This window comes from Ruegeria sp. AG7 (genome assembly GCF_056541545.1).
Window position 1 is genome coordinate 149,636 of the sequence record NZ_JBQFYP010000003.1, and the last position, 22,776, is coordinate 172,411.

The 22,776-nt window shown below is 57.8% G+C and carries 20 protein-coding genes; 10 read left to right on the top strand and 10 right to left on the bottom strand.

Features of this window, described 5'->3' with window-relative positions; all coding sequences use genetic code 11:
* Nucleotides 1–234 precede the first annotated feature (234 nt).
* On the top strand, nt 235–474 hold the full coding sequence (locus ACR0BF_RS05605; RefSeq protein ID WP_480473034.1) for a hypothetical protein: 240 nt from the start codon (nt 235–237) through the stop codon (nt 472–474).
* Here the strand turns inward: ACR0BF_RS05605 and ACR0BF_RS05610 are convergent.
* The gene (locus ACR0BF_RS05610) at nt 463–1,086 is read right to left on the bottom strand and encodes a helix-turn-helix domain-containing protein (RefSeq protein WP_209503779.1); all 624 of its coding nucleotides are present in this window, start codon (nt 1,084–1,086) and stop codon (nt 463–465) included. The two genes, ACR0BF_RS05605 and ACR0BF_RS05610, sit on opposite strands and share 12 nt — an antisense overlap.
* A gap of 65 nt (nt 1,087–1,151) precedes the next feature.
* Here ACR0BF_RS05610 and ACR0BF_RS05615 point away from each other — a divergent pair, with 65 nt between their 5' ends.
* The 4 genes from ACR0BF_RS05615 (at nt 1,152) to ACR0BF_RS05630 (ending at nt 6,327) form a co-directional block, all read left to right on the top strand.
* Nucleotides 1,152–2,669 (top strand): class I adenylate-forming enzyme family protein, encoded by a 1,518-nt coding sequence (locus ACR0BF_RS05615; RefSeq protein ID WP_480603869.1) that lies wholly within the window; start codon nt 1,152–1,154, stop codon nt 2,667–2,669.
* Complete coding sequence (locus ACR0BF_RS05620; RefSeq protein ID WP_480624453.1) at nt 2,666–3,325, top strand: DsbA family oxidoreductase; 660 nt, start codon at nt 2,666–2,668, stop codon at nt 3,323–3,325. Before ACR0BF_RS05615 ends, ACR0BF_RS05620 begins: the two co-directional genes overlap by 4 nt.
* A gap of 76 nt (nt 3,326–3,401) precedes the next feature.
* Nucleotides 3,402–4,610, top strand: coding sequence for a multidrug effflux MFS transporter (locus ACR0BF_RS05625; protein ID WP_480517219.1), 1,209 nt, complete (start codon nt 3,402–3,404; stop codon nt 4,608–4,610).
* Between the two features lie 58 nt (nt 4,611–4,668).
* A complete protein-coding gene (locus tag ACR0BF_RS05630; RefSeq protein ID WP_480603472.1) occupies nt 4,669–6,327 on the top strand; it encodes a hypothetical protein in 1,659 nt (552 codons plus the stop codon).
* 145 nt (nt 6,328–6,472) lie between these two features.
* Here ACR0BF_RS05630 and mfd read toward each other — a convergent pair whose 3' ends face one another.
* Together mfd and ACR0BF_RS05640 are read right to left on the bottom strand one after the other, a co-directional pair.
* Nucleotides 6,473–9,931, bottom strand: a complete 3,459-nt coding sequence (gene mfd / locus ACR0BF_RS05635) for a transcription-repair coupling factor (protein WP_480624454.1) — start codon at nt 9,929–9,931, stop codon at nt 6,473–6,475.
* A gap of 21 nt (nt 9,932–9,952) precedes the next feature.
* On the bottom strand, nt 9,953–10,477 hold the full coding sequence (locus ACR0BF_RS05640; protein WP_480486469.1) for a component of SufBCD complex: 525 nt from the start codon (nt 10,475–10,477) through the stop codon (nt 9,953–9,955).
* Between the two features lie 119 nt (nt 10,478–10,596).
* Between ACR0BF_RS05640 and hemB the strand changes: the two genes are divergently transcribed.
* The 4 genes from hemB to ACR0BF_RS05660 all read left to right on the top strand — a co-directional run bounded on the left by hemB (nt 10,597) and on the right by ACR0BF_RS05660 (nt 15,442).
* On the top strand, nt 10,597–11,595 hold the full coding sequence (hemB, locus tag ACR0BF_RS05645) for a porphobilinogen synthase (RefSeq protein ID WP_480553669.1): 999 nt from the start codon (nt 10,597–10,599) through the stop codon (nt 11,593–11,595).
* Between the two features lie 143 nt (nt 11,596–11,738).
* Nucleotides 11,739–12,311: a lipid-binding SYLF domain-containing protein gene (locus ACR0BF_RS05650; protein WP_480473050.1), complete on the top strand. Its 573-nt coding sequence runs from the start codon at nt 11,739–11,741 to the stop codon at nt 12,309–12,311.
* Nucleotides 12,312–12,476: 165 nt separating this feature from the next.
* Nucleotides 12,477–14,939, top strand: coding sequence for a penicillin acylase family protein (locus ACR0BF_RS05655; RefSeq protein ID WP_480624455.1), 2,463 nt, complete (start codon nt 12,477–12,479; stop codon nt 14,937–14,939).
* A 107-nt stretch (nt 14,940–15,046) separates the two neighbouring features.
* Nucleotides 15,047–15,442: a nuclear transport factor 2 family protein gene (locus tag ACR0BF_RS05660; RefSeq protein WP_480553673.1), complete on the top strand. Its 396-nt coding sequence runs from the start codon at nt 15,047–15,049 to the stop codon at nt 15,440–15,442.
* A gap of 1 nt (nt 15,443) precedes the next feature.
* On the opposite strand, the gene ACR0BF_RS05665 is transcribed toward ACR0BF_RS05660, so the two are convergent.
* The 5 genes from ACR0BF_RS05665 to trkA all read right to left on the bottom strand — a co-directional run bounded on the left by ACR0BF_RS05665 (nt 15,444) and on the right by trkA (nt 20,330).
* Nucleotides 15,444–15,752: a putative quinol monooxygenase gene (locus ACR0BF_RS05665; RefSeq protein ID WP_480603463.1), complete on the bottom strand. Its 309-nt coding sequence runs from the start codon at nt 15,750–15,752 to the stop codon at nt 15,444–15,446.
* A 20-nt stretch (nt 15,753–15,772) separates the two neighbouring features.
* Nucleotides 15,773–17,044: a GTPase HflX gene (hflX, locus tag ACR0BF_RS05670; protein ID WP_480473058.1), complete on the bottom strand. Its 1,272-nt coding sequence runs from the start codon at nt 17,042–17,044 to the stop codon at nt 15,773–15,775.
* Nucleotides 17,044–17,283: an RNA chaperone Hfq gene (hfq, locus tag ACR0BF_RS05675; RefSeq protein WP_005982826.1), complete on the bottom strand. Its 240-nt coding sequence runs from the start codon at nt 17,281–17,283 to the stop codon at nt 17,044–17,046. Before hfq ends, hflX begins: the two co-directional genes overlap by 1 nt.
* A 132-nt stretch (nt 17,284–17,415) precedes the next feature.
* Complete coding sequence (locus tag ACR0BF_RS05680) at nt 17,416–18,954, bottom strand: TrkH family potassium uptake protein (RefSeq protein ID WP_480473060.1); 1,539 nt, start codon at nt 18,952–18,954, stop codon at nt 17,416–17,418.
* Entirely contained in the window at nt 18,954–20,330 is a 1,377-nt protein-coding gene (gene trkA, locus ACR0BF_RS05685) for a Trk system potassium transporter TrkA (RefSeq protein ID WP_480517233.1), read from the bottom strand. Before trkA ends, ACR0BF_RS05680 begins: the two co-directional genes overlap by 1 nt.
* 96 nt (nt 20,331–20,426) lie before the next feature.
* Here trkA and ACR0BF_RS05690 point away from each other — a divergent pair, with 96 nt between their 5' ends.
* Nucleotides 20,427–20,906 (top strand): hypothetical protein, encoded by a 480-nt coding sequence (locus ACR0BF_RS05690; RefSeq protein WP_480473064.1) that lies wholly within the window; start codon nt 20,427–20,429, stop codon nt 20,904–20,906.
* Nucleotides 20,907–20,932: 26 nt separating this feature from the next.
* On the opposite strand, the gene ACR0BF_RS05695 is transcribed toward ACR0BF_RS05690, so the two are convergent.
* The gene (locus ACR0BF_RS05695) at nt 20,933–22,114 is read right to left on the bottom strand and encodes an MFS transporter (protein ID WP_480624456.1); all 1,182 of its coding nucleotides are present in this window, start codon (nt 22,112–22,114) and stop codon (nt 20,933–20,935) included.
* A gap of 43 nt (nt 22,115–22,157) precedes the next feature.
* Nucleotides 22,158–22,739 (bottom strand): helix-turn-helix transcriptional regulator, encoded by a 582-nt coding sequence (locus ACR0BF_RS05700; RefSeq protein ID WP_480624457.1) that lies wholly within the window; start codon nt 22,737–22,739, stop codon nt 22,158–22,160.
* Between the last annotated feature and the right edge of the window lie 37 nt (nt 22,740–22,776).

Sequence of the window (22,776 nt, forward strand, 5' to 3'; positions counted from 1 at the left end):
AATCTGCTCGCCGGGATTTTCCGGTGCCGCAACAAACAGGTCTCCTGATCCGCAAGTACTTTGAATAATTTCAAGCCCGCCGCCCTGTTGCGGCAGCTATTGCAGAGGCACAATCTTGTAAAAGGAATGCAGTGACATGCTGCGACATTTTGTCATGTCTTCCCTTACGGCACCCATTACGTACCCTAAGGAGGGGGAGAGCAGTCCTAATCGCTACATAAGGAAAGCTCATACATGATGAACTGGACGGATTTGACACAAGACTGGAATGCGGCCTACGCACGTGCAAAGCGGCGTTTTCCGAATTTGCGTGACCAGGACATGATGCGCGTATCACAAGATCGTAAAGGGTTCGAAGCCTATCTGGCCGAGCGTCACCAGTTAACCATGAACGAAGCTCATGAAGAGGTCGAAGACTTCCTGTTCACCGAAGGTCTGAACAGAGAATTCTGCCGCGCGTCGCTAAGCAAGTGATGTGACCCAAAGGATTGTCGCGTCTTCGTCACTGACGGAGATTACGTTATGGCCCATGCTGCCATCGTAATAGGCGCTGTCACCCCTGCGCATTTCGACCGGCTCATAAAACTCGGTATAGAGCCGGACAACACCGGTCAGAACATACATGAACTCTTCGCCATCGTGGCGCACCCAGCCGTCGAATTCATCCATGGACCGCGCCCGAACCCGCGCGCGGTAGGGCAGCATGTGCTTCTTGGTCAGGGTTTCGGCCAGCAACTCATGCTCGTAGGTCGTTGTCGCGTGAGCCGCCCCTTCGCCCATCCGGGTAATCGCCATCCGTCCGATGACCTGATCCCGCTGTGGCGGTGTGAAAAGCTGAGGAACCGAGATTTCCAACCCAACCGCAAGCTTTTTGAGCGCGTCATAGGTAGGTGACATCTGCCCGTTCTCAATCTTGCTGAGGGTCGAACGGGCCAAACCGGCCTGACTGGCGGCCTGCTCCAGCGTCCATTTCCGCGCTTTTCGCAATTCGCGCACGCGCGCGCCAAGGTCCAGCGGTTCAACTTCGGTGTGATCGCCGGAATCGCGGGCAATTCGGATCAGGGATTTGGGATCTTGGGTGCTCATGCCATTCTCTATAGGCTTGGCCAGCCGCGCTTGCAACGCGCCAGACACCGCGTTAGCCAATGGCCATGTTTTCTGTCTTCGATCAGGGGGCGCCCGCGCCCTGCCCTGCACCCTTCAATCTGGCGGCGCACGTCCTTGGCCGCGCGGATCAGGTCCCTGATAAAGTGGCTTTGTCGGTATTAATGCCCCACGGCGCGCTGGACTGGACCTATCGCGACCTGCAATCCGCCGTACTGGGCACTGGCGCAGGATTGCTGCAAGCAGGTCTGACACCCGGCGAAATCGTTCTGATGCGGCTCGGCAATACGGTGGATTTCCCGATTGCCTATCTGGGGGCGATTTCAGTGGGTATCATTCCGGTGCCCACATCGTCGCAACTGACGGAACCCGAAACCGCCAGAATGATCGACGATCTGTCCCCAGCCGCGGTTCTTCGTGATCCCGCTGTCTCATGCGCGCCTCATCCCAGACAGATCGAGTTGGATGAACTGAAGGCTATGCACCATTTGCCCCCTGCCAGCTTTGAACTGGGCGACCCCGAGCGTATGGCATATGTCGTCTACACCTCGGGAACGTCGGGCAGTCCGCGTGCCGTGGCCCACGCGCATCGGGCAATCTGGGCGCGGCAGATGATGGTCGATGGCTGGTATGGTCTGCGCGCGTCCGATCGGTTGTGTCACGCCGGAGCGTTCAACTGGACCTATACACTTGGCACCGGACTGATGGACCCGTGGACCATCGGCGCAACCGCCTTGATCCCGGAACCGGGCACGGACATCACCGCCCTGCCTGCTCTGCTCCACCAGCATCGTGCAACCATCTTTGCGGCGGCACCAGGGGTCTTTCGCAAATTGGTGCAAGAGTATGAGCAAATCAACTTACCTGACCTGCGCCACGGTTTATGCGCTGGGGAAAAGCTTTCGCGCGCTCTGCACGAGAAATGGCTAAGCGCCACCGGTACGGAACTGTTCGAAGCCTACGGCATGTCCGAATGCTCGACTTTCATATCCTCAAGCCCGGCCCACCCCGCGCGCGGCGACGCATTGGGGCACCCGCAACCGGGTCGTCGCGTGGCCATTCTGGGCCCGGACGGCCCGGTGCCGCAGGGGCAAGAAGGTACCATCGCCATTCATCGGTCTGATCCCGGATTGATGCTGACCTACCTCAACGCACCCGATGAAGTTGAATCCCGGATGCAGGGCGAATGGTTCCTGACCGGAGATCAGGGGGCAATGGCAGTGGACGGCCAGGTCAGTTATCTGGGCAGGGACGACGACATGATGAATGCCGGTGGCTACCGCGTGTCCCCGGTCGAGGTCGAAGCCGCCCTGTCCCGTTTTCCCGGTATCACGCAGGTCGGTGCAGCTACGGTCGAGGTCAAACCGGACACATTTGTGATAGCAGCCTTCTATACCGGCCCGGAAAAGCTGGACGATGCGGCCTTGCGCGCCTATGTCGAGGCAAACCTGGCACGTTATAAACAACCACGCGCCTTCATCCACCTGTCTGCGCTACCAACCGGCGGCAATGGCAAACTCCTGCGCCGGGCGTTGCCGGCCTATTTCGAGGCACCAGCCACATGACCCAGACCGTCAAGCTCGACATCCTGTCCGATCCGATCTGTCCGTGGTGCTATATCGGTAAAACGCATCTCGACAAAGCACTGGCCAATGTGCCGGACCACCCTTTTGTCATCGAATGGCACCCCTTTCAGCTGAACCCTGATATGCCGGAAAATGGAATGGACCGGCGCGAGTATCTGGAGCGTAAATTTGGCGGCAAAGATGGTGCCTTGCGTGCTTATGCGCCGGTGGTTGAACATGCTGAAAGCGCCGGTCTCAAGATTGACTTTGAAGGCATGAAACACACACCTAATACACTGGATGCACATCGCCTGATCCATTGGGCGGGGATCGAAGGCAAACAGAATGCCGTTGTGGATGCGCTGTTCGATGCCTATTTTGTTCAGGCCCGAGACATCGGCGACCCCGAAGTCCTGTCCGACATCGCAGACAGTGCCGGAATGGACGCTGCGGTGGTCATGAAGCTGTTGAAATCCGACGCCGACCGCGAGGATATTCGCAACCGTGATACTCATTCTCGCGAAATGGGCGTCAGTTCGGTCCCGACCTATATTGTTGCCAATCAACATGCCGTTCCGGGTGCTCAACCACCTGAAATGTGGGAGAAAGTGATCGCCGAAATCATGTCTCAACTTGAGGCTTCCTCCGCAGAATAGCACAGAGGTCTGTGCGAATTTCCAGTCTGGCCTAACCTGACTCACCATGATAGCGCGAACAGGTTAGGAGTGCTTCATGGCCAACCGCATGTCGAAGGCGGAATTCATTGCGCTGATCGCAATGATGTTCGCCACTATCGCGTTTTCGATCGATTCAATGCTGCCTGCCCTGCCCGAAATCGGCGCGCAGCTCAGCCCCGATGATGTCAATCGCGCCCAACTGATTCTGACGTCCTTCGTTCTGGGAATGGGTATCGGTACATTCTTTACCGGCCCGCTATCGGATGCGCTGGGACGCAAGCCGGTGATCTTTTGCGGCGCGCTATTGTACATTGCGGCTTCGGCTGTTGCCTGGGCCAGTTCTTCGCTGGAACTGGTGCTGATTGCGCGCGTTGTACAGGGGCTGGGCGCTGCCGGACCACGTGTGGTGGCAATGGCCATCATCCGTGACCTGTATTCAGGCCGGGAAATGGCGCGCATCATCTCAATCGCTATGATGATCTTCACTTTGGTACCAGCAGCGGCCCCGATGCTGGGCGCTGGTGTTATCGCCCTCTTCGGCTGGCGCGGGATATTCATGTCCTTTATCCTGTTCGCGCTGGTCGTCCTTTTTTGGGTGAGTACACGACTGCCCGAGTCCCTGGCCGTCGAGAACCGCCGCCCCTTTCGCCTGCCCCTGATGATTGCGGCCGTGAACGAAATGTTTGCCCATCCCACCGTGCGCTTGTCTATCTTCGTGCAGACCTTGTGCATGGGGACCTTGTTCACCATGCTGACTATGGTGCAACCGGTCTATGATGTGATCCATGATCGGGCCGACAGCTTTCCCTTCTGGTTCGGATTTGTCGCCCTGATGTCAGGTTCGGCCAGCCTTTTGAACGCAGCTTTGGTGGTGCGCGTCGGGATGCGCCGGATGGTCACATTCGCCTTCGGCGCGCAGATAGCCATCACGTCTGTCGTCATCATCCTGAACATGGCGAACCTTTCGCCCGATATGTCATTTGCCCTGTTTGTCTTCTGGCAGACGATGGTCTTTTTCATGGCTGGTGTAACCATCGGCAATCTGAATGCCATTGCCATGGAGCCCATGGGCCACATCGCAGGCATGGCCGCTTCAGTTGTCGGGTCGATCTCAACAGTAATGGCTGCAGCAATCGCCGCGCCGATCGGGCTTCTGTTCAACGGATCCATCGCGCCGTTGACAATTGGCATTCTGAGTATGTGCGTGCTGTCGTTTGGCCTGATGATCCACATGGGTCGCATCGAAGAACGGCTGCCAGCCTGACCTGTGAATCTCGGGTGAAACACGCTATCCTACCCCGAACTTAGGGGGAGGAACTGTGATGAACGATTACTACGATCTGGGCAGCTATTCCTGCCCGGTTTCCACTTCCAGCCCCGAAGCTCAGCTGTGGTTCGACCGCGGGCTGAACTGGACATACGGCTACAATCACGAAGAGGCGGTAGCCTGTTTTCAACGCGCGGCCGAGCATGATCCGAATTGCGCAATGGCCCATTGGGGTGTCGCCTATGCAGCCGGTCCCAATTACAACCTCCCGTGGGACCTGCTGGATGAGAAGGGTCAGGAAGAAGCGCTGGCACAGGCTTACGAAGCGATGCAAAAAGCCCTTGGTCTGCTCGCAGGGTGCACTGCCGTCGAACAGGCCCTGATTCAGGCCCTGCTTGCGCGTTACCCGCAACGTGATCCGGTTCAGGACATGCACCAATGGGACCACGGTTTTGCCGAAGCGATGCGCGCGGCATTTGCGGCGCACCCGGACCACCTCGACTTGCGTACCATCTATGTCGAAGCGCTGCTGAACCTGACGCCATGGAAGATGTGGGATCTGAAAACGGGCCAACCCGCCCAGGGCGCGGCAACGAAGGAAGCGCAAGATGCGCTTGAATGGGCCATGGCGAACGATCCGGCTGCGATGTCACACCCGGGCCTGCTGCACCTCTATGTTCATCTGATGGAGATGTCTCCAACACCAGAAAAAGCCCTGAAAGCAGGGGATGTCCTTCGCACATTGGTTCCAGATGCAGGCCACTTGGTACATATGCCGACACATATCGATGTGCTCTGCGGACATTACCACAACGTTGTGCACTGGAACGAAAAAGCCTCGGAAGCCGACCTGAAATATTACGAACGCGAAGGCGCGTTCAACATTTACACAGGCTATCGCCAGCACAATTATCACTTTGCCATCTACGGTGCGCTTTTTCTTGGACAGATGGAACCGGCCCTACGTGCCAATCAGGGATTGTGGGATACAACACCCGAAGAATTGCTGCGCATCGAAAGCCCCCCGATGGCCGATTACTTCGAAAGCTACATGTCCATGGGCCCTCACATCCTGATCCGGTTTGGCCGCTGGGACGAGGCTAAGGCACTGGAACTGCCCTCAGACCCAGACCTGTTCCGCACCCTGACGGCCACGACACACTACGCGCGCGCCATCGCTCATGCAGCAACCGGTGATATCGCCAATGCCGAGGCCGAAGAAAATCTGTTTCTTGCCGCCAAAGAATGCGTTCCGGAAACACGTAGGCTGCACAACAACCGTGTGATTGACCTGCTGGAAATTGCGCGGGAAATGCTGCGCGGTGAGATCGAGTACCGCAAGGGCAACTTTGAAATCGCGTTTGCCCATCTGCGCCGCTCGGTCGAGCTGGACGATACCTTGCCCTATGACGAACCCTGGGGATGGATGCAGCCCACCCGCCACGCGCTTGGGGCGCTTCTTTACGAACAAGGACGGCTGGCCGAAGCTGAAGACGCCTATCGTGAAGATCTGGGCTTGGGCGGCACGCTAAGTCGCGCCTCGATACATCCTGACAACGTCTGGAGTTTGAAGGGCCTTTACGATTGCCTCAAGGCACGCAGCGAACAGGTTGAAGTCCTGCAAATCAAACAACGGCTTGACCTGGCGCTGGCCCGTGCCGACCGCATGGTGGCTGCGTCCTGCTTCTGCGCGCAGGCGGCAATGCGTAGCTAAAGTGTCCTGATCGTGCTGACGCACGATGCCTCCGGCGGGGATATTTTTAGCCAGATGAAGCAGGGATCCGCTTCTTCATCTGGCCATAAATATCCCGGGGGAAATGCGCGGAACGCGCAGCGGGGGCAGAGCCCCCTCTCACATCTCAACCTGCTTTGACCTTTTTTTGCGCCGCGACCACTTTTTCAGCGAGATCCCGGGCAATTGCAAAAGCCCCTTTGATCTTGTCACTGTCTTTTTTCCAGTCCCGGCGCACGACGATCTTGTTGTCTTTGACCTTGGCCATACCACGTTGATTTTGAATGAACTCAACCAGTCCCTGCGGCGAGGCGAATTTGTCATTGTGGAACTGGATGGTCGCACCTTTCGGCCCACCGTCGAGCTTTGCGATCCCGGCGCGTTTACACATGGCCTTGATCCGCACAACCAGCATCAAGGTATTCACCTCTTTCGGCAATTTGCCAAAACGGTCGATCAATTCTGCAGCAAAGCCCTCCAGTTCGACCTTTGTCGACAGAGACGACAGGCGGCGATAGAGCCCCAAGCGCACATCCAGATCTGGCACATAGTTCTCGGGGATCAGAACCGGCACACCCAGATTGATCTGCGGAGCCCATTGATCGTCCGCATCCGACAACCCCTCCATCTCGCCGGCTTTGATCTTGGCAATCGCCTCTTCCAGCATGGATTGGTAAAGCTCATAGCCCACATCGCGCATCTGGCCGGATTGTTCTTCACCCAACAGGTTGCCCGCACCACGAATGTCAAGATCCTGCGAGGCCAGAGTGAACCCGGCCCCCAACGTGTCCAGCGAGCCCAGAACACGCAGGCGTTTTTCGGCGGCAGCGGTCAGTTTCTGGCGCGGTTTGGTGGTCAGGTAAGCATAGGCACGGGTTTTCGAGCGCCCAACGCGACCCCGGATCTGATAGAGCTGGGCAAGGCCAAACATGTCCGCACGGTGCACGACCATCGTGTTTGCGGTCGGGATGTCCAGCCCGCTTTCGACAATGGTTGTGGCCAGCAGCACGTCGAATTTCCCGTCATAAAACGCGTTCATCCGATCATCGAGCTCACCCGCTGCCATCTGGCCATGGGCAACCACGTAAGTGAGCTCAGGCAGTTGATCTTTCAGAAATTCTTCGATCTCAGGCAGGTCCGAGATGCGCGGTACAACATAGAAAGTCTGCCCCCCACGATAGTGTTCACGCAGCAGCGCTTCTCGGATTGTAACGGCATCGAACTCGCTGACATAGGTGCGGATTGCCAGTCGGTCGATTGGAGGTGTGCCGATGATCGACAGATCGCGCACGCCGGTCAATGACAGTTGCAGCGTTCGCGGGATCGGTGTCGCGGTCAGGGTTAGCACGTGAATGTCTGAGCGCAGCTGTTTCAGCCGTTCCTTATGTCCCACGCCAAAATGCTGTTCCTCGTCGATGATCAAAAGCCCCAGATTGTTGAACCGTATGTTCTTGGCCAAAAGAGCGTGCGTTCCGATCACGATGTCCACTGTCCCGCGGGCCAGCCCGTCACGGGTTTTCTGGGCTTCTTTCGACGAAACAAAGCGCGACAATTGCCGGACCTCCAGCGGGAACCCCCGAAAGCGCTCCCTGAAACTCGCGGCATGCTGGCGGGACAGCAGGGTCGTGGGCGCTACAACCGCAACCTGAACGCCCGACATGGCGGCGACAAATGCGGCGCGCATGGCAACCTCGGTCTTTCCAAATCCGACATCACCGCAGATCAGACGATCCATCGGCGCGCCGGAATGGATGTCCTCCATCACATCCGAGATCGCCCGCAACTGGTCTTCGGTTTCCTGATATGGGAATCGCGCGCTGAATTCCTCCCACGCGTGGGGCGGTGGATCCATGACCGGGGCTTTGCGTAATGCACGTTCAGCTGCGATGCGGATCAGCTTATCCGCCATCTCGCGGATGCGCTCTTTCAGCTTGGCCTTCTTTGCCTGCCATGCACCGCCACCCAAACGGTCCAGCAGACCTTCGTCATGGCCGTATTTCGACAGCAATTCTATGTTTTCGACCGGCAGGTACAGCTTTGCCTGCTCGGCATATTCCAGCAACAGGCATTCATGGGCGGCACCGGCTGCGGTGACGACCTCCATTCCCATGTAACGACCTATACCGTGATCCACGTGAACAACCAGATCACCGGGGCTGAGCGACTGGGTTTCGGTCAGAAAGTTTTCGGCCTTGCGGCGCTTTTTGGGCTGACGGATCAGCCGGTCGCCCAGCACATCCTGTTCAGCGATCACCGTTAGATCAGGAGTTTCGAACCCGTGCTCCAACGCCCAGACGGCAAGGTGCAAGCCGCGTTTTCCAATGCGGGTGCCGTTGGCCACATGTATCGCCTCGGCCAGCCCTTCGTCTTCGATCAGGCCGGTCAGGCGTTCCCGCGCGCCATCGGAATATGAGGCGATCAGCACCGGTCCTTTGTCGAGCTTTGCAGTGATGTGACTGGCCAAAGCACCGAACAGGCTGATGCTTTCCTGCTGGCGTTCCGGCGCAAAGTTGCGCCCGATGCGCCCACCCGCGTCGATGACACCGGGGCCAGAGGCTTGCGGCAGCGGGCTGAACTGCAAAACCCGACGATCCGCGACAGCCGCCTCCCAGGCGGTATCGTCAAGATACAACAACCCCGGAGGTGTGGGTTTATAGACCGTGTCCATGCGAGATCGGTTTTCCAGCGCCAGTCGTCGGGTCTCGTACTGATCGGCAATCGTATCCCAACGCGCCAGACGCGCGGGCGTCACCTGATCATCGACAGTGATCACCGCATCCGGCAAGTAGTCGAACAGTGTCTCCAGTTTTTCGTGGAAGAACGGCAGCCAGTGTTCGATCCCCTGATGTTTGCGGCCTGCGCTTACGGCCTCATACAAAGGGTCATCCGTACCGGCGGCACCAAACTCGATGCGATAGTTCTGACGGAACCGAGTTATGGCGGCCTCGTCCAGGATGACTTCGGACACCGGTGCAAGTTCAACGATGTCCAGCTTTTCGGTTGTTCGCTGGGACGCCGGATCAAAGCGGCGCGCGCCGTCCAGGACGTCACCGAACAGGTCCAGCCGAACCGGGCCCGCCTCTCCCGGAGGGAAGATGTCGATGATGCCGCCACGGATGGCGTAATCGCCGGGTTCCATCACCGTTGGACTTTGTGTGAACCCCATACGCACCAGAAAGTTTCGCAGAGCGGTTTCATCTATGCGATGGCCAACTCGGGCAGTAAACGCCGCCTCTCGCAAAACCTCCCGTGCCGGGACGCGTTGGGTCGCGGCGTTCAGCGTGGTCAGTAATACATACTGTTGGGGCATCTGGTGGACCAGCGCCGCCAGAGTAGCGACGCGCGCCGCCGAGATATCCGCATTAGGCGAGACCCGGTCATAAGGTAGGCAATCCCAACCCGGAAACACAAAGACAGGCATCTGAGGCGCAAAGAACGCCAGTGCAGCGCGCATCGCTTCCATCCGCTTGTCATCGCGTGCGACATGGGCCACCGGCCCCCTGCTGCGGGCGATCTCGTTCAGCACCAGCTGCGCGTCAAACCCTTCGGGGGCGCCGCCAACTGTCACGTGGTTCGGAGCCTTCATCGCCTCGCCTTTCAGAATCTTCTATCCCAGAACGCCAATCGAAAGGTTCTGATACATGCCCCAGAACGAAGTGACCAGTATCGAGATCATGCCGATGATCTGGGTATACAGACGGCAGCGGGAAATCGTTTTCGAGACAGTTTCGAGTGTCAATTCCTGCCGCCGGAGACGCCTTGCATGCACGATATTCACTAAAAGCACCAAGGTCATTGGGAACAAAAGCAAAAACAGGGCCTGCGCGAACTCGACATCATAATAAAACCCAAGCGTGGCCATCCCGGTGAACAGAAAACACCCAAACGCCAAAAGGATGGTGCCAGACATGTCGACGATCAGCAGAATCCGATTTGTATGGATGCGAACGATGTCGAGCAGATCGGTTTCGACCTGACCTCCGATCCGGCGGGCACGAACAACCAGATCATATGGGATGCCCATCACCCAGTGGCTGGCAGACGACCAGAGTACCGCCAGTACGATCCAGAACCACAGATTCGAAAAGCTGCGCATGTCGATGAGTTCAAAGATCGAAGAGTACCAGTCCAAACCCAACCCTTTATTCGCACTACTCAGGGGGGTTCCATCTAGGCGCACGTCCATTGATACCCTTGAGACCTTTGTGAATTCATGCCACCCAATGCACGAATGTTCAAGGAGAACGCGCCATGAAACCGACCATTGCCCCATTTCCCATGACCCGCTTTCGCCGAGCCCGTCAATCACAGGCAATTCGTGCGCTGGTGCGTGAGAACACTCTGACAACGGATGACCTGATCTGGCCGGTTTTCGTGCGCGATGGCGAAGGTATTGAAGAGCCCGTGCCCTCGATGCCTGGTGTGGTTCGCAGATCGGTTGACCTGATTGCCAAAGCGGCGGTCGAGGCCCAGGCCCTTGGGATTCCTGCAATTTGCATCTTTCCCTACACCGACCCAGCGCTGAAAACCGAAGACTGCGCCGAGGCATGGAACCCCGACAACCTGTCAAACCGGGCCATCCGGGCAATCAAGGCGGCGGCCCCAGACGTCGCCGTAATGACGGATGTGGCGCTTGACCCGTATAACATCAACGGCCACGACGGATATGTCGTTGATGGAGAAATCGTGAACGACCAGACCGTCGAGGCGCTGGTAAAGATGACACTGGCACAGGCAGACGCCGGTGCGGATATCATCGGCCCGTCGGACATGATGGACGGCCGGATCGGGGAAATGCGTCGCGCGCTGGAACGGGCGGGCCATCACAACGTGATGATCCTCAGCTATGCCGCCAAATATGCCAGTGCGTTCTACGGACCCTTCCGCGACGCAGTCGGTGCATCGGGGGCCCTGACGGGCGACAAAAAGACCTACCAGATGGACCCCGCGAACTCGGACGAGGCCCTGCGCCTGATCGAACGCGATCTGACTGAAGGCGCCGATATGGTGATGATCAAGCCGGGCATGCCTTATCTGGATATCTGCCGCCGCGTGAAAGACAGTTTCGGTGCGCCGACATATGCCTATCAGGTATCGGGCGAATACGCGATGGTTCAGGCCGCAGCCCAGAACGGCTGGATCGATGGCGAGAAGGTGATGCTGGAAAGCCTTCTGGCCTTCAAACGCGCCGGATGCGATGGAATTCTGACCTATTTCTCTCCTCAGGTTGCGCGCATCCTGCAGGGATAAAGCCCGCAAGTTTCGCGATATTTCGCCGATAAGATTTCCCGATCGGGCAGCTTTCCCGTGACACATCGCCCTGATCGGCGTATCCTTGCCGCCAAGACCGGGATCACCCGGCATTTCAGGCACAGTTACAGAGATAAAAAACCATGAGCAGTTCCAATTCCCCCCGACTGAATCGTCGCGGCTTTGCCTTGGGCATGGCAGGTCTGAGCTTGACCGCCGCCTGTGGCAACGGCGTCGGCAATTCCAACGCAGCAACAATCGATGCCCGTGTCGACGCCACGCTGACCGAGATGTACAGCCGCTATCCCAACACGGTTGAAATTGCGAACAAGGCCAACGGCATGCTGGTCATGCCGCTGATTACCGAAGCCGGTTTCGTGTTCGGTGGCGGTTACGGCCGCGGCGCGCTGCGCATCAGCGGTGCAACAGTTGACTTCTACTCGGCGGTCAAGGGCACGGCCGGGCTACAGATCGGCGCGCAGCAATATGCGCATGTCCTGTTTTTCATGACCGAAGACGCCCTGAACGATTTCCGTCGTTCCAGTGGTTGGACAGCCGGAGCAGATATTGGCTATGTGGTCAGCGATCAGGGCGATTCCGTGTCGACAGACACAACGACATTGCGATCGCCCGTTCTGGCTGCCATCTTCGGACAGGCTGGGCTTCAGATCGGTGCGACCGTGGAAGGCACGAAATATACCCGAATTATCCCATAATTCGGGCTTCCCACTTCTTCTGACAAACCCCATCACAGCGGAACGCTGCGGTGGGGTGTTTGTTTTCATCCTTTCCGCGCAGGTTCTCGCCGCGTTCCTCTTTCGGTTGGACCCGCCATCCACTAATCTCCGCGCAACCTTCATGTACTAGAATTTGGGGCAGTAATGGGTCTTGTTTTCCGCTGGCTGGTGCGCATCGTGTCGGGTCTGATCATGCTGATCCTCGCCGCAATGGGCCTCGTCTATTTTCTGGCCAGTCAATCCCTTCCGGATTATGACCAGACGCTTGAAGTCAACGGGTTGACCGCTCCGGTTGAGATCGTGCGCGACACCGCCAATGTGCCGCACATTCTGGCCCAAAATGACCCGGATGTGTTTTTCGGTCTTGGATATGCCCACGCGCAGGATCGGTTGTGGCAGATGACAGTCATGCGCCGCACCGCGCAGGGCCGCTTGTCCGAGATCTTTGGCCCGCGCACCCTGCGCGTTGACAAGCTGTTGCGCCGGCTGGATCTGTACGGCCTTGCCCATCGCTCGGTCGAGGTACAGGACGATTATACCAAGGCTGCCCTTCGTGCTTATGCTGCCGGGGTCAACGCACGCCTAGCCGAGATCAACGACGAGGCATTGGGGCGTGGCGCGCCAGAGATGTTCCTGTTCAATGCCCCCGTCTCGCCCTGGCAACCGGGCGACAGTATTGCCGTGATCAAGCTCATGGCGCTGCAATTGTCCGGTCACCTGACCGACGAGGTTTTGCGGGCGCGGACGTCTTTGATGCTGAGCAATCCGGACAGACTGGCAGATATTCTGCCCGATGTTCCCGGCCCCGGCATTGCCGCGCTGCCTGAATATGCTTCGCTGTTTCCCAACCTTCCACGCTATGCCGCTGGTACGAGTTTTCCTGAAACGCCACTGTCCCCCCTTCCCAAACGCGGGTTGGCGGGCGCATCAAACGCGTGGACTGCTGCGCCTTCGCGCTCGGCAAGCGGTGGGACGTTGCTGGCCAACGACCCACATCTGGGCTTCACAGCCCCCGGTGTGTGGTATCTGGCACATCTTGGTCTGGCAAAGGGAAGCGTCATTGGGGCCTCGATCCCTGGTATTCCCGCAATCATGACCGGCCGTAGTGACCGGTTGGGTTGGGGGGTGACGTCATCTTATCTTGACGATCAGGACATTCACATTGAGCAGCTGAACCCGGACAACCCCGAAGAATACCTGACCCCGGACGGTTATCAGGAATTCAAGACCCGTCCTTCGATAATTGAAATCAAAGGGGAAGCTCCGGTTACACTGACGTTGCGCTGGACTGAAAACGGGCCGGTTTTGCCCGGTACGGATTACAAGCTGGAAACTATCACACCGCCAGGCCATGTTGCGTCTTTGTCCTGGACTGCGCTCAGCCCGCAAGACACTTCGATGACGGCGTCCATGGCCCTGATGAATGCGGACAACGTGCAGGACGCCATAACCGTGGCGCGGCAATTCATTGCGCCCTCGCAGAATCTGTCACTGGTCGACAAAACGACGATAGGGATGAAACTGATTGGCGCCATGCCCCGGCGTGATCTGCAAAACCAGAGCCGCGGACGCATTCCGACACCCGGCTGGATCGAAGCAAACCGCTGGCAAGGTCGCCTACCCTACACCAACAACCCGGAATTTGTGGCCCCTGCTGGCGGCGTTCTAGGCAACACGAATAACAAGATCATCAACCGCCCGTTCCCGGATCATGTGTCCTACGAATGGGGAGACACTCAGCGCGTGCATCGCTGGGAACGCCTGATGCAATCGCGTGAGGTGCATACCCGCGACAGTTTCATCGAAGCGCAACTGGACACCGTCAGTTTCACCGCGCGCTCTCTACTGCCACTGATCGGTGCTGACCTTTGGTATACCGGTGCCTCGGCCCCCGAAGGGACGCCCGAGCGCCAGCGCCAGATTGCGCTGTCGCTGCTGGCGGACTGGAATGGCGAGATGAACGAGCATCTGCCCGAACCGCTGATCTACGCAGCCTGGGTGCGGGCCCTTCAGCTCCGCCTGATCTCGGACGAGCTGGGGCCGCTGGCCAGCGAATTCAAACATGTCGAGCCTTTGTTCATCGAGCGGGTCTATCGTGACATTGATGGCGCCGGTGTCTGGTGCGATGTACGACAAAGCGCGCCGATTGAAACCTGTACCGAAATGGCTCGACTTGCATTGGATGATGCGCTGATCTGGATCACCGAACGCTATGGTAGCACACTTGAATCCCTACGCTGGGGTGATGCGCATCAGGCAACCCACGATCACCCCGTTTTAGGAAACGTGCCAATACTTCGGTATTTTGTGAACATTCGCCAATCGACCAGTGGCGGCGACAACACCTTGCTGCGCGGGCGCACCTCGGGCGAAGGGCTCGACCCGTTTCAGAACGTGCACGGAGCCGGGTATCGCGGTGTGTATGACTTTGCCGATCCCAACAGCTCGGTCTTTATCACGGCTACCGGCCAATCGGGCCATTTCCTGTCGCGTTATTACGACGATCAGGCGCAGCTGTGGCGGCGTGGCGAATATATTCCCATGTCGCTGGACCTTGACCTTGCCCGCGCCGCTGCTGTCGGAGTGACCAAACTGATCCCACGCTAAGCACGGGGTTTCGGCGAGTCCCCGCCCCTTTTTGTCCGGACCGTGGACGCCACGCGGCAGTTTCGCCTACCATCACCGGGCGAACTGTTTCGGACCAGGGGGAAACTATGGCCAGCATTCGGGATACTCTGAACAACCTTGCCCGAGATTACGCGATCGCCTGGAGTTCAGGTGACGCCGATGCCGTTGCCAGTTTTTTCACGCAGGACGGTCGGATAACAACCAACCGGGGTGAGCCTGTCGAAGGGCGTGCCGCGATTGCCGAAATGGCCCGAGAGGTCTATGCCGATTTTCCGGACCTGGAAGTGCGGTGCGACATGATGCGATGGGCTGGCTCTCACGCCCTGTTTGTCTGGACACGTGAAGGGCATCATGCCCAGACCGGCAACTATGTTATCGCGCGCGGATGGGATGAATGGGAACTTGCACCTGACCATCTTGTACAATCGTCAGTCGGCTGGTTCGACACCGATGATATACAGCGGCAACTTTACGGCACATGACTTAGGTCGTCTTTTTACCCGCGGTTTCAATCGCATAACTCCGCGGTATTCCCTGTGTAATCAGAAACCACTCGGATGCCTTCGTCCGCTGCTGATGCGCATCAAATGCCCGCTGATTCACAAAAACCTCTGATACAGTGAACCGTCCGGGTGTGATCTGATCCTCGACAACATCGAACGACAGGCAACCCTCTTCCGCCTTTGTGAGGGCGATATGCGTGGACAGAGCGGCGCGCACATCTTCAAGGCGATCCGCTGGGACATCAATAAATCCGGTCAGAAATACTCTTTGATCCAATGTGTCAGACAAGTTCCGCCACTTCGCCGTTTCTATAGTGTTTCGAATTGAGCAGCCTGTTTATCCGTCCAAAGGACAGTAATACGGAACCCTTTTTCGGTCTGCTCTTCGGATTGTACAACATCCTGCCGGAACAACCACGCCCGCTTGTTACCTTCAGCGAAGCTCAGGTTCAGAACATCCTCGTGCCGGGCCCCTTGCAGGATTGCTGCAATCTCGGAAAGCAAAGGGGTCACGCCTTCGCCGGTAACTGCCGAGATGGCAAATATGGCCGGATCGCGATCCGCCCTTGCCAATGCAGCGTCTTTTTCTTCGGCGCTCAGTAAGTCAGTCTTGTTCCAAACCTCAAGCCGGGGGCGTTCTTCGTCGACACCAAGCGAGGTCAGGATTGCTTCGACATCCTGCGCCTGCGCTTCGGTTTCCTCATGGCTGATATCACGCACGTGAACAATCAGATCAGCGCCCAATACTTCTTCAAGCGTGGCCCGAAAAGACGCCACAAGCTCGGTCGGCAGGTTCGAGATAAAACCCACCGTATCCGACAGGATCACTTCCGGGCCATCGGGCAGTTGCACGCGGCGCATAGTTGGATCCAGCGTGGCAAACAGCATGTCCTTGGCCAACACTTCGGCCCCGGTCAGCCGATTGAACAGAGTAGATTTCCCGGCATTGGTATATCCAACCAATGCAACGATCGGATATGGCACCTTGGCCCGCGCAGCACGGTGCAACGTGCGGGTCTTGACTACTTTCTGCAACTGGCGACGCAGACGCACAAGTTGTTCGTCAATGGCGCGACGGTCGGCTTCGATCTGGGTCTCGCCAGGTCCGCCGACAAATCCCAAGCCGCCACGCTGACGTTCAAGGTGGGTCCAAGCCCGCACCAGACGCGTCCGCTGATAGCTGAGCGCAGCCATTTCCACCTGCAACACCCCTTCGCGGGTACGCGCACGGTCACTGAAAATCTCAAGGATCAGCCCGGTCCGGTCGAGGATCTTGACCTTCCATGCCTTTTCCAGATTGCGCTGCTGAACCGGGGTCACCGGCCCATCGATCAGAACCAGTTCAACCTCGTTTTCACGAAGCCGCTCGCCCAGTTCCTCGATCTTGCCACTGCCAAACAAATAGCCGGGCTGGGCGCGTTGCAGGCGAACGATTTCAGACCCGATCACGTCCAGATCGGGCAAAGCGGCGGCCAGCGCAACCGCCTCGGCCAGCGCCGGTTCGGGAACGCGGCGCTGTTCATCTGATTTGATTTCGGGATGCAGCACCCAGGCCCGGGTGCGCGTCCGGTCATGTTCCATCAAGAGGCGTCTTCGCCCTCATACAGGTTGATCGGCTGTGATGGCATGATGGTTGATATCGCGTGCTTGTACACCAGCTGCGACTGTCCGTCGCGGCGCAACAATACACAGAAATTGTCGAACCAGGTGATCACACCCTGCAATTTCACGCCATTGATCAGGAAAATTGTAACCGGAACCTTAGCTTTCCGTACATTGTTCAGGAAGGCATCCTGAAGATTCTGTCTGTCCGAAGCCATATTTATATAATCTCGCCATTGTTCTTGCCACGCGTTGCGGACCAACACGCTCCCTCCGGTTCAGTATGGAGCGCCGCGTAAAGATATTCCAGACGAAAAATTAAGCAGAAAAAACGGCCGGACCCAACCGCTTCAATCCCGCCACAGCGAAGGAGTGATCAGGGCGATGATCGCAAGTGTCTCGAGCCGGCCAATGACCATCGCCGCGCACAGCGTCAGCTTGGCCCCTGCGGACAGGTCTATCAACCGGATCGGAACATCAGTGGCCAGCTCAATCAGCGGGCCCGTCGTGCTGAGCGTTGCGACGCTGAGCACCATGGCCTGTTCGAACCCGGCCCCCATAGCGGCCAGCAAAAGGTTGAACACTGCCAATGTCAGCGCAAAGAGCATTAGAAAGATCCAGGCGATAAACGCGCCGTCCCTTTGAATGCGTCGGTTACCGCCTCCAACCCCGCTGACTGACGAGGGATAGATCAACCTGTCGATCTCGCGCGCACCATTCAGGTACAGGGCAAAAACCCGCAGCAGTTTGACACCGCCAGCCGTAGTGGCGACCCCGCCACCGATCAGCGCCAGCCCCATCAGCAACAATCCGGGCGTTCCCAGACCAGACAATTGCTGCGCATCATCCCAGTTTGCGCTTTCAAACCCGGCGGTTGTCAGAAAGGCCAGAACAGTGAACAGCATACCCCAGATGACCTGCAATACCTGCAAAGGTTCGATTTGCCCGCCGATTTCCGTAACGCCTGCAATAACGCGAAAGAACAGTAACGCAGCAACGGCCAGCACAATCATCAGGCCAATGCGAAACTCCGGGTCCGTATCCAGGCGGGAATAACCGGATGTTGCCGTGTCGGTCGAAAATGTCAGGCGCGAAAGGGCGAAGAACAGGAACAGAAACAGGATCGCCTCGCCCGTGAATCCCGCTTGCGCGCCTTCCATACCACCCACCGGAGAAATTCCCGACGTCGCCATGACCGACATTGCGTGGCAAACGGCCGTCAGACCATTTTCGCCAGCGATCAGAAGAAGGATCCAGATCACTGCCGTCAGCCCGGCATAGACCGGGGTCAGTCCCTTTGCCACACGGAGCAGCCGGCCACGTGGATCAACGCGTTCGCTTTGCGCAACACCCGATACCGGGCGACCCGGCTGACCGCGTGCCGTGACCTCGAACCCACCTAGCGACAAAGGCGCAAGGATTGCCGCGGCGGCAATCCACATCAGCAAACCGCCCATCCATCCAACCAAGGCACGCCACAGGTGCAGCGGGGCCGTCAGGCGGTCTGGATCCGGAAACAGATCCGCCCCTGTGGTCGTAAGGGCACTAACCATGTCAAAGTAAGCGTTCAGGAATGTGGTCGTTCCCAGCGCGTCGTGAAATGGAATTGCAAGAAAGACGGGAAGAATGGTGAAACATGCGAGCATCACCGCCAATTGTCCCAAAGTCCCACGCCGTGGCACGCGATTGGACGAGGCCAATGCGATACTGGCGACCAGAAACAACCCTATGATACCGGAATACAGAAACGATCGGGATGTGTCGTGATCATCCAGCGCCAGCGCGTAAACTGCCGGAACCCACATTGCCAGTGACGCAATAGCCCAGATCAGAAGAAACAGCGGCAACCGCCGCAATAGCCCAATCTGTTGTATCCCCGCATGCGCCATCAGAAGAAATCGATTGAAACCTGCATCAGGCGTTCGACCTCAGGCACGTCCTTGGCCATGGCAAAAATCGCGACGACATCCTTTTCATCGATCCTGAGGCTACCCGTCGGTCGCATCACCTCATCCCCTTTGCGCACGGCCCCAACCAGTACGCCCTCGGGAAAATCGATATCGCGCAGCTTTTGCCCCGCCATGGGAGAGGTTGACAGAACCTCGGCCTCGATCACTTCGGCCTCAGCATCTCCGATCGAGTAGACCTGTCGCACCCGGCCATGACGGATGTGGCGCAGGATAGAACTGACGGTGGTTGCCCGCGGATTGATATACGCGTCGATCCCCAAAGGTCCCATCAACGCCACCATGCTGGGATCATTGATCAAAGCAATCGCCAACGTGCAACCCTCGGCCTTGGCCCGCACAGCGGCCAGCATGTTCGTGCGGTCATCATCCGTAACCGCCAGCATTGCATCCGCCCTGTCGATACCGGCCTCGCTCAACAAACTGGCATCAAGACCATCACCGTGCAGCACAATCGTTCGTTCCAGCGCCTCGGCGGCGATCTCGGCGCACCGGCGATCCCGCTCGACGATTTTGGCGCGCACGCGGCTTTTTTGTTCTTCCAGAGTTCGCGCCACTTCAAGCCCGACATTGCCGCCGCCCACGATCACCACGCGATCCTGACGCTTTTGGGTCTTGCCAAACACCTCCATGGTGCGATCCACGTCTTTTACATTGGTAAAGACGTAGCATTCGTCGCCGACAAACAGCTGATCCTCGGATTCTGGTGCAAACAGCGTTCCATCGCGACGCACCCCCACTACGATCGAACTGAGCGTCGAGAACAAATCGGTCAGTTGCCGCAAGGGTGTGTTCACGATCGGGCAGTCCTCATCCACGCGAATTCCCAAAAGCTGCGCCTTGCCGTCCATGAAAACCTCGGTGTCAAAGGCGGACGGGGCCGACAGGCGGCGCATCGCGGCTGCGGCCACTTCGCGTTCGGGGCTGATCACCACATCAATCGGCAGATGATCGCGCCGGTAAAGGTCCGAGTGGATCGCTTCAAGATAGGATTTCGACCGCAGTCGCGCGATCTTGCGCTGAATCGAAAAGACCGAATGCGCCATCTGGCAGGTGACCATGTTCACCTCGTCCGAATGGGTCGCAGCGATGATCATGTCCGCATCGCGCGCGCCTGCCCTTTCAAGCACATCGGGGTAACTTGCAAACCCGGCGATCCCCTGCACATCCAGTGTTTCGGTCGCCCGCCGTACCAGATCGGGATTGTTGTCGACAACGGTGACATCGTTCAATTCGCCCGAAAGGTGCCGCGCAATCTGCCAGCCGACCTGACCCGCGCCGCAAATAATGACCTTCATGTTTCTGGCCCTTCTGCCTGAAAGGATTGAATGACAGATGCCCCCAAAGCGGTCAATTGAATTGTCATCGCTGATCAGCTGCGGCAAGATAAGCATATGAAAACGCTGTTTCCTATGCTCGTGCCCCTGATGGTGCTGTCCTCGTGTGGGCCACTCTCGCTTTACTATCGTGAGGGTGAAACCGTGTCACGTCTGCAAAAAGAGACCACCCAGTGCCAGCTTAGGGCGGTAAAAGAGGTGCCGGTTGCCAATCAGATCCGTCAAAGCCCGCCGACTTATTGGCCTGGGCGTACGTATTGTGATGGCATGGGTCGTTGCTATCAATCCCCAGGCTGGTGGCAACCCGGCAGGGTTTATACCGTCGATGTCAACCAGGGACTGCGAAACACGGTCGAGGCGCAATGCATGGCCGAGAAGGGATTTCGTCCGGTCAGCTTACCGCCCTGCAAGCAAAACGTGAAATCACGGGTGCCACTGGCGCGAACAACGACATTGCCGCCCCTCAACAGTGCCTCATGCTTTGTGAAATTCGATGACGGGTCGTTTCAGATCATCACACCGGGGCAATCCGGATAAGAAAAACCACTGTTCCGCATGTTTGATCAATCCAGCTCGGTCGAAGCGCGTTTGCGCCGCGCGGCTAGCCACAGATGCAGCGCCATGGCAACAGCATAGAACCCGACCACGGCAATCAACATGCCTGCTTCACTGGTCCGCCACAGAATTGCAAGCAAAACAGGTGTGCCCAAAAGGTTACCCGCATTCCCCATCTGCGCCATCGCACCATAGCTAAGCGCCTGGTTTTCGGGTGTCGAGTTCAACTGCGGTACCGCTGCAAAGCTGCCGCCCTGAACAAGCCCCAGCACCGCAAAAAGCGCAACGCAGACAACGGGCAACGGGGCACCAAGACACAGGGCGCCTATCGTCAGGATAGACAGCCCGAAACCAAGGGTAACAACGAATACGCCAGAACAAACGTTCAGCAACACTGGGACGGTAAGCCAGGAAATCACGATCCCGGCCAACGGCATCAAACCTGCGATCATCGCACTGACATCTTCCGGCAATCTTCCCGGAAGAATGGCCAGCAGCGAGACAAAGGTCAGCGTGTAAAAGAACCATCCGAGCGCCGGAGCCGACACAAATGCAGAGCGATAGGTCTGTACGTGTATGTCAATCAGTGTTCGAACGCTCCAAAAAGGATTGTTCACCAAAGCCGATGCACTGTTGGGACGGAAAGATACGATCAGGATGGCGATCAGAAACATCAGAACGCCATGGGTAGCAAAAAAAACCGGCAGCCCGACCTGAGCGATCAATGGAAGCCCAAGCCAAGCGTTCAGAGCAAAGGCGACACCAAAGAAACTGCTCCACAAAACCATCGCCGCGTTGCGCCATTTTCCAATCGTGATTTGCGCAATCAGAGTCGGCGCGGCGACAACGATGGCCAGATGAGAGACCCCTTCGACAACGCGACTGACCAGCATCAGGCCTAAACCGGGGATACTGGCCTGAAACAGGGACACCGCCCCGCCAAGGATCAAGCCAAACATCAGCAACCGGACAGGCCCCACCCGCCCCGCTATCGCGCCGGACAATGCACCAAGAATCGCGCCAATCAGGCTGATGACTGACAAAAGCCAGCCAATCTTATCCGCGTGCGCAGGATAGAGAGCCGCGACCTGAACAAAAGGAACCGCTATCTTGGCGAATTGGGTCGCCGCACCTAGCCCGGCAAGCCAAAGCAACAAAACCTGTAACAAGATGCGTAATGGATGGGGCATAGGTCGGTTCTACTGCACCCGACCGCACAGGAATACGCATAAATTATGCGCGTCCCGACCGTGCCCCACTGACCAGCCTAACCGGCGTTCCATCCGACAGGTACAACCGTTCCCAGGTGATCTGTCCGGCGCTGATCCGGATACGGTCGTGCCGCGCTTCGGAGGTTACAAACGACTTGGGGTTGGGCGCTTGCAAATCCCACCATCCCTCGTCCTGTAGCTCGGCCTCAGCCTGCCGGATCTCTTCCGTTGCAAATTGCCAGAGGGACACGCCAAGCAGTGCCCGTTGGGTGGTTTTCCAGTCCCGCGCCCGCCGGCGGGAATAGGCCAGGCACATATGGCTGGCCTCCTCAACCAGATGGATGCAGTCGGCCGAGTTCACGACAAGCCGTCTTAACGCGTTGTCATCCGCCCTGAAAGGAGCCAGCGCAGCAAACACCGAGTGTTGCAGATCAGGTGTCGGAAGCTGAATCCCGTTCTCCCATCTGGAAACCGTGGTCTGATCGACCTCCAGAACCTCTGCCAGCGCGGCTTGTTTCAATCCGATCGACCGTCGAAGTCGCTTTAAACGCCTGCCAAAAGCCGGGTAGCCTTCGACGAACCGGCCAGACAGATCAGAGTTCACCGTTCTCGCCATCCCTTCTACACATCCATCTGCCCGT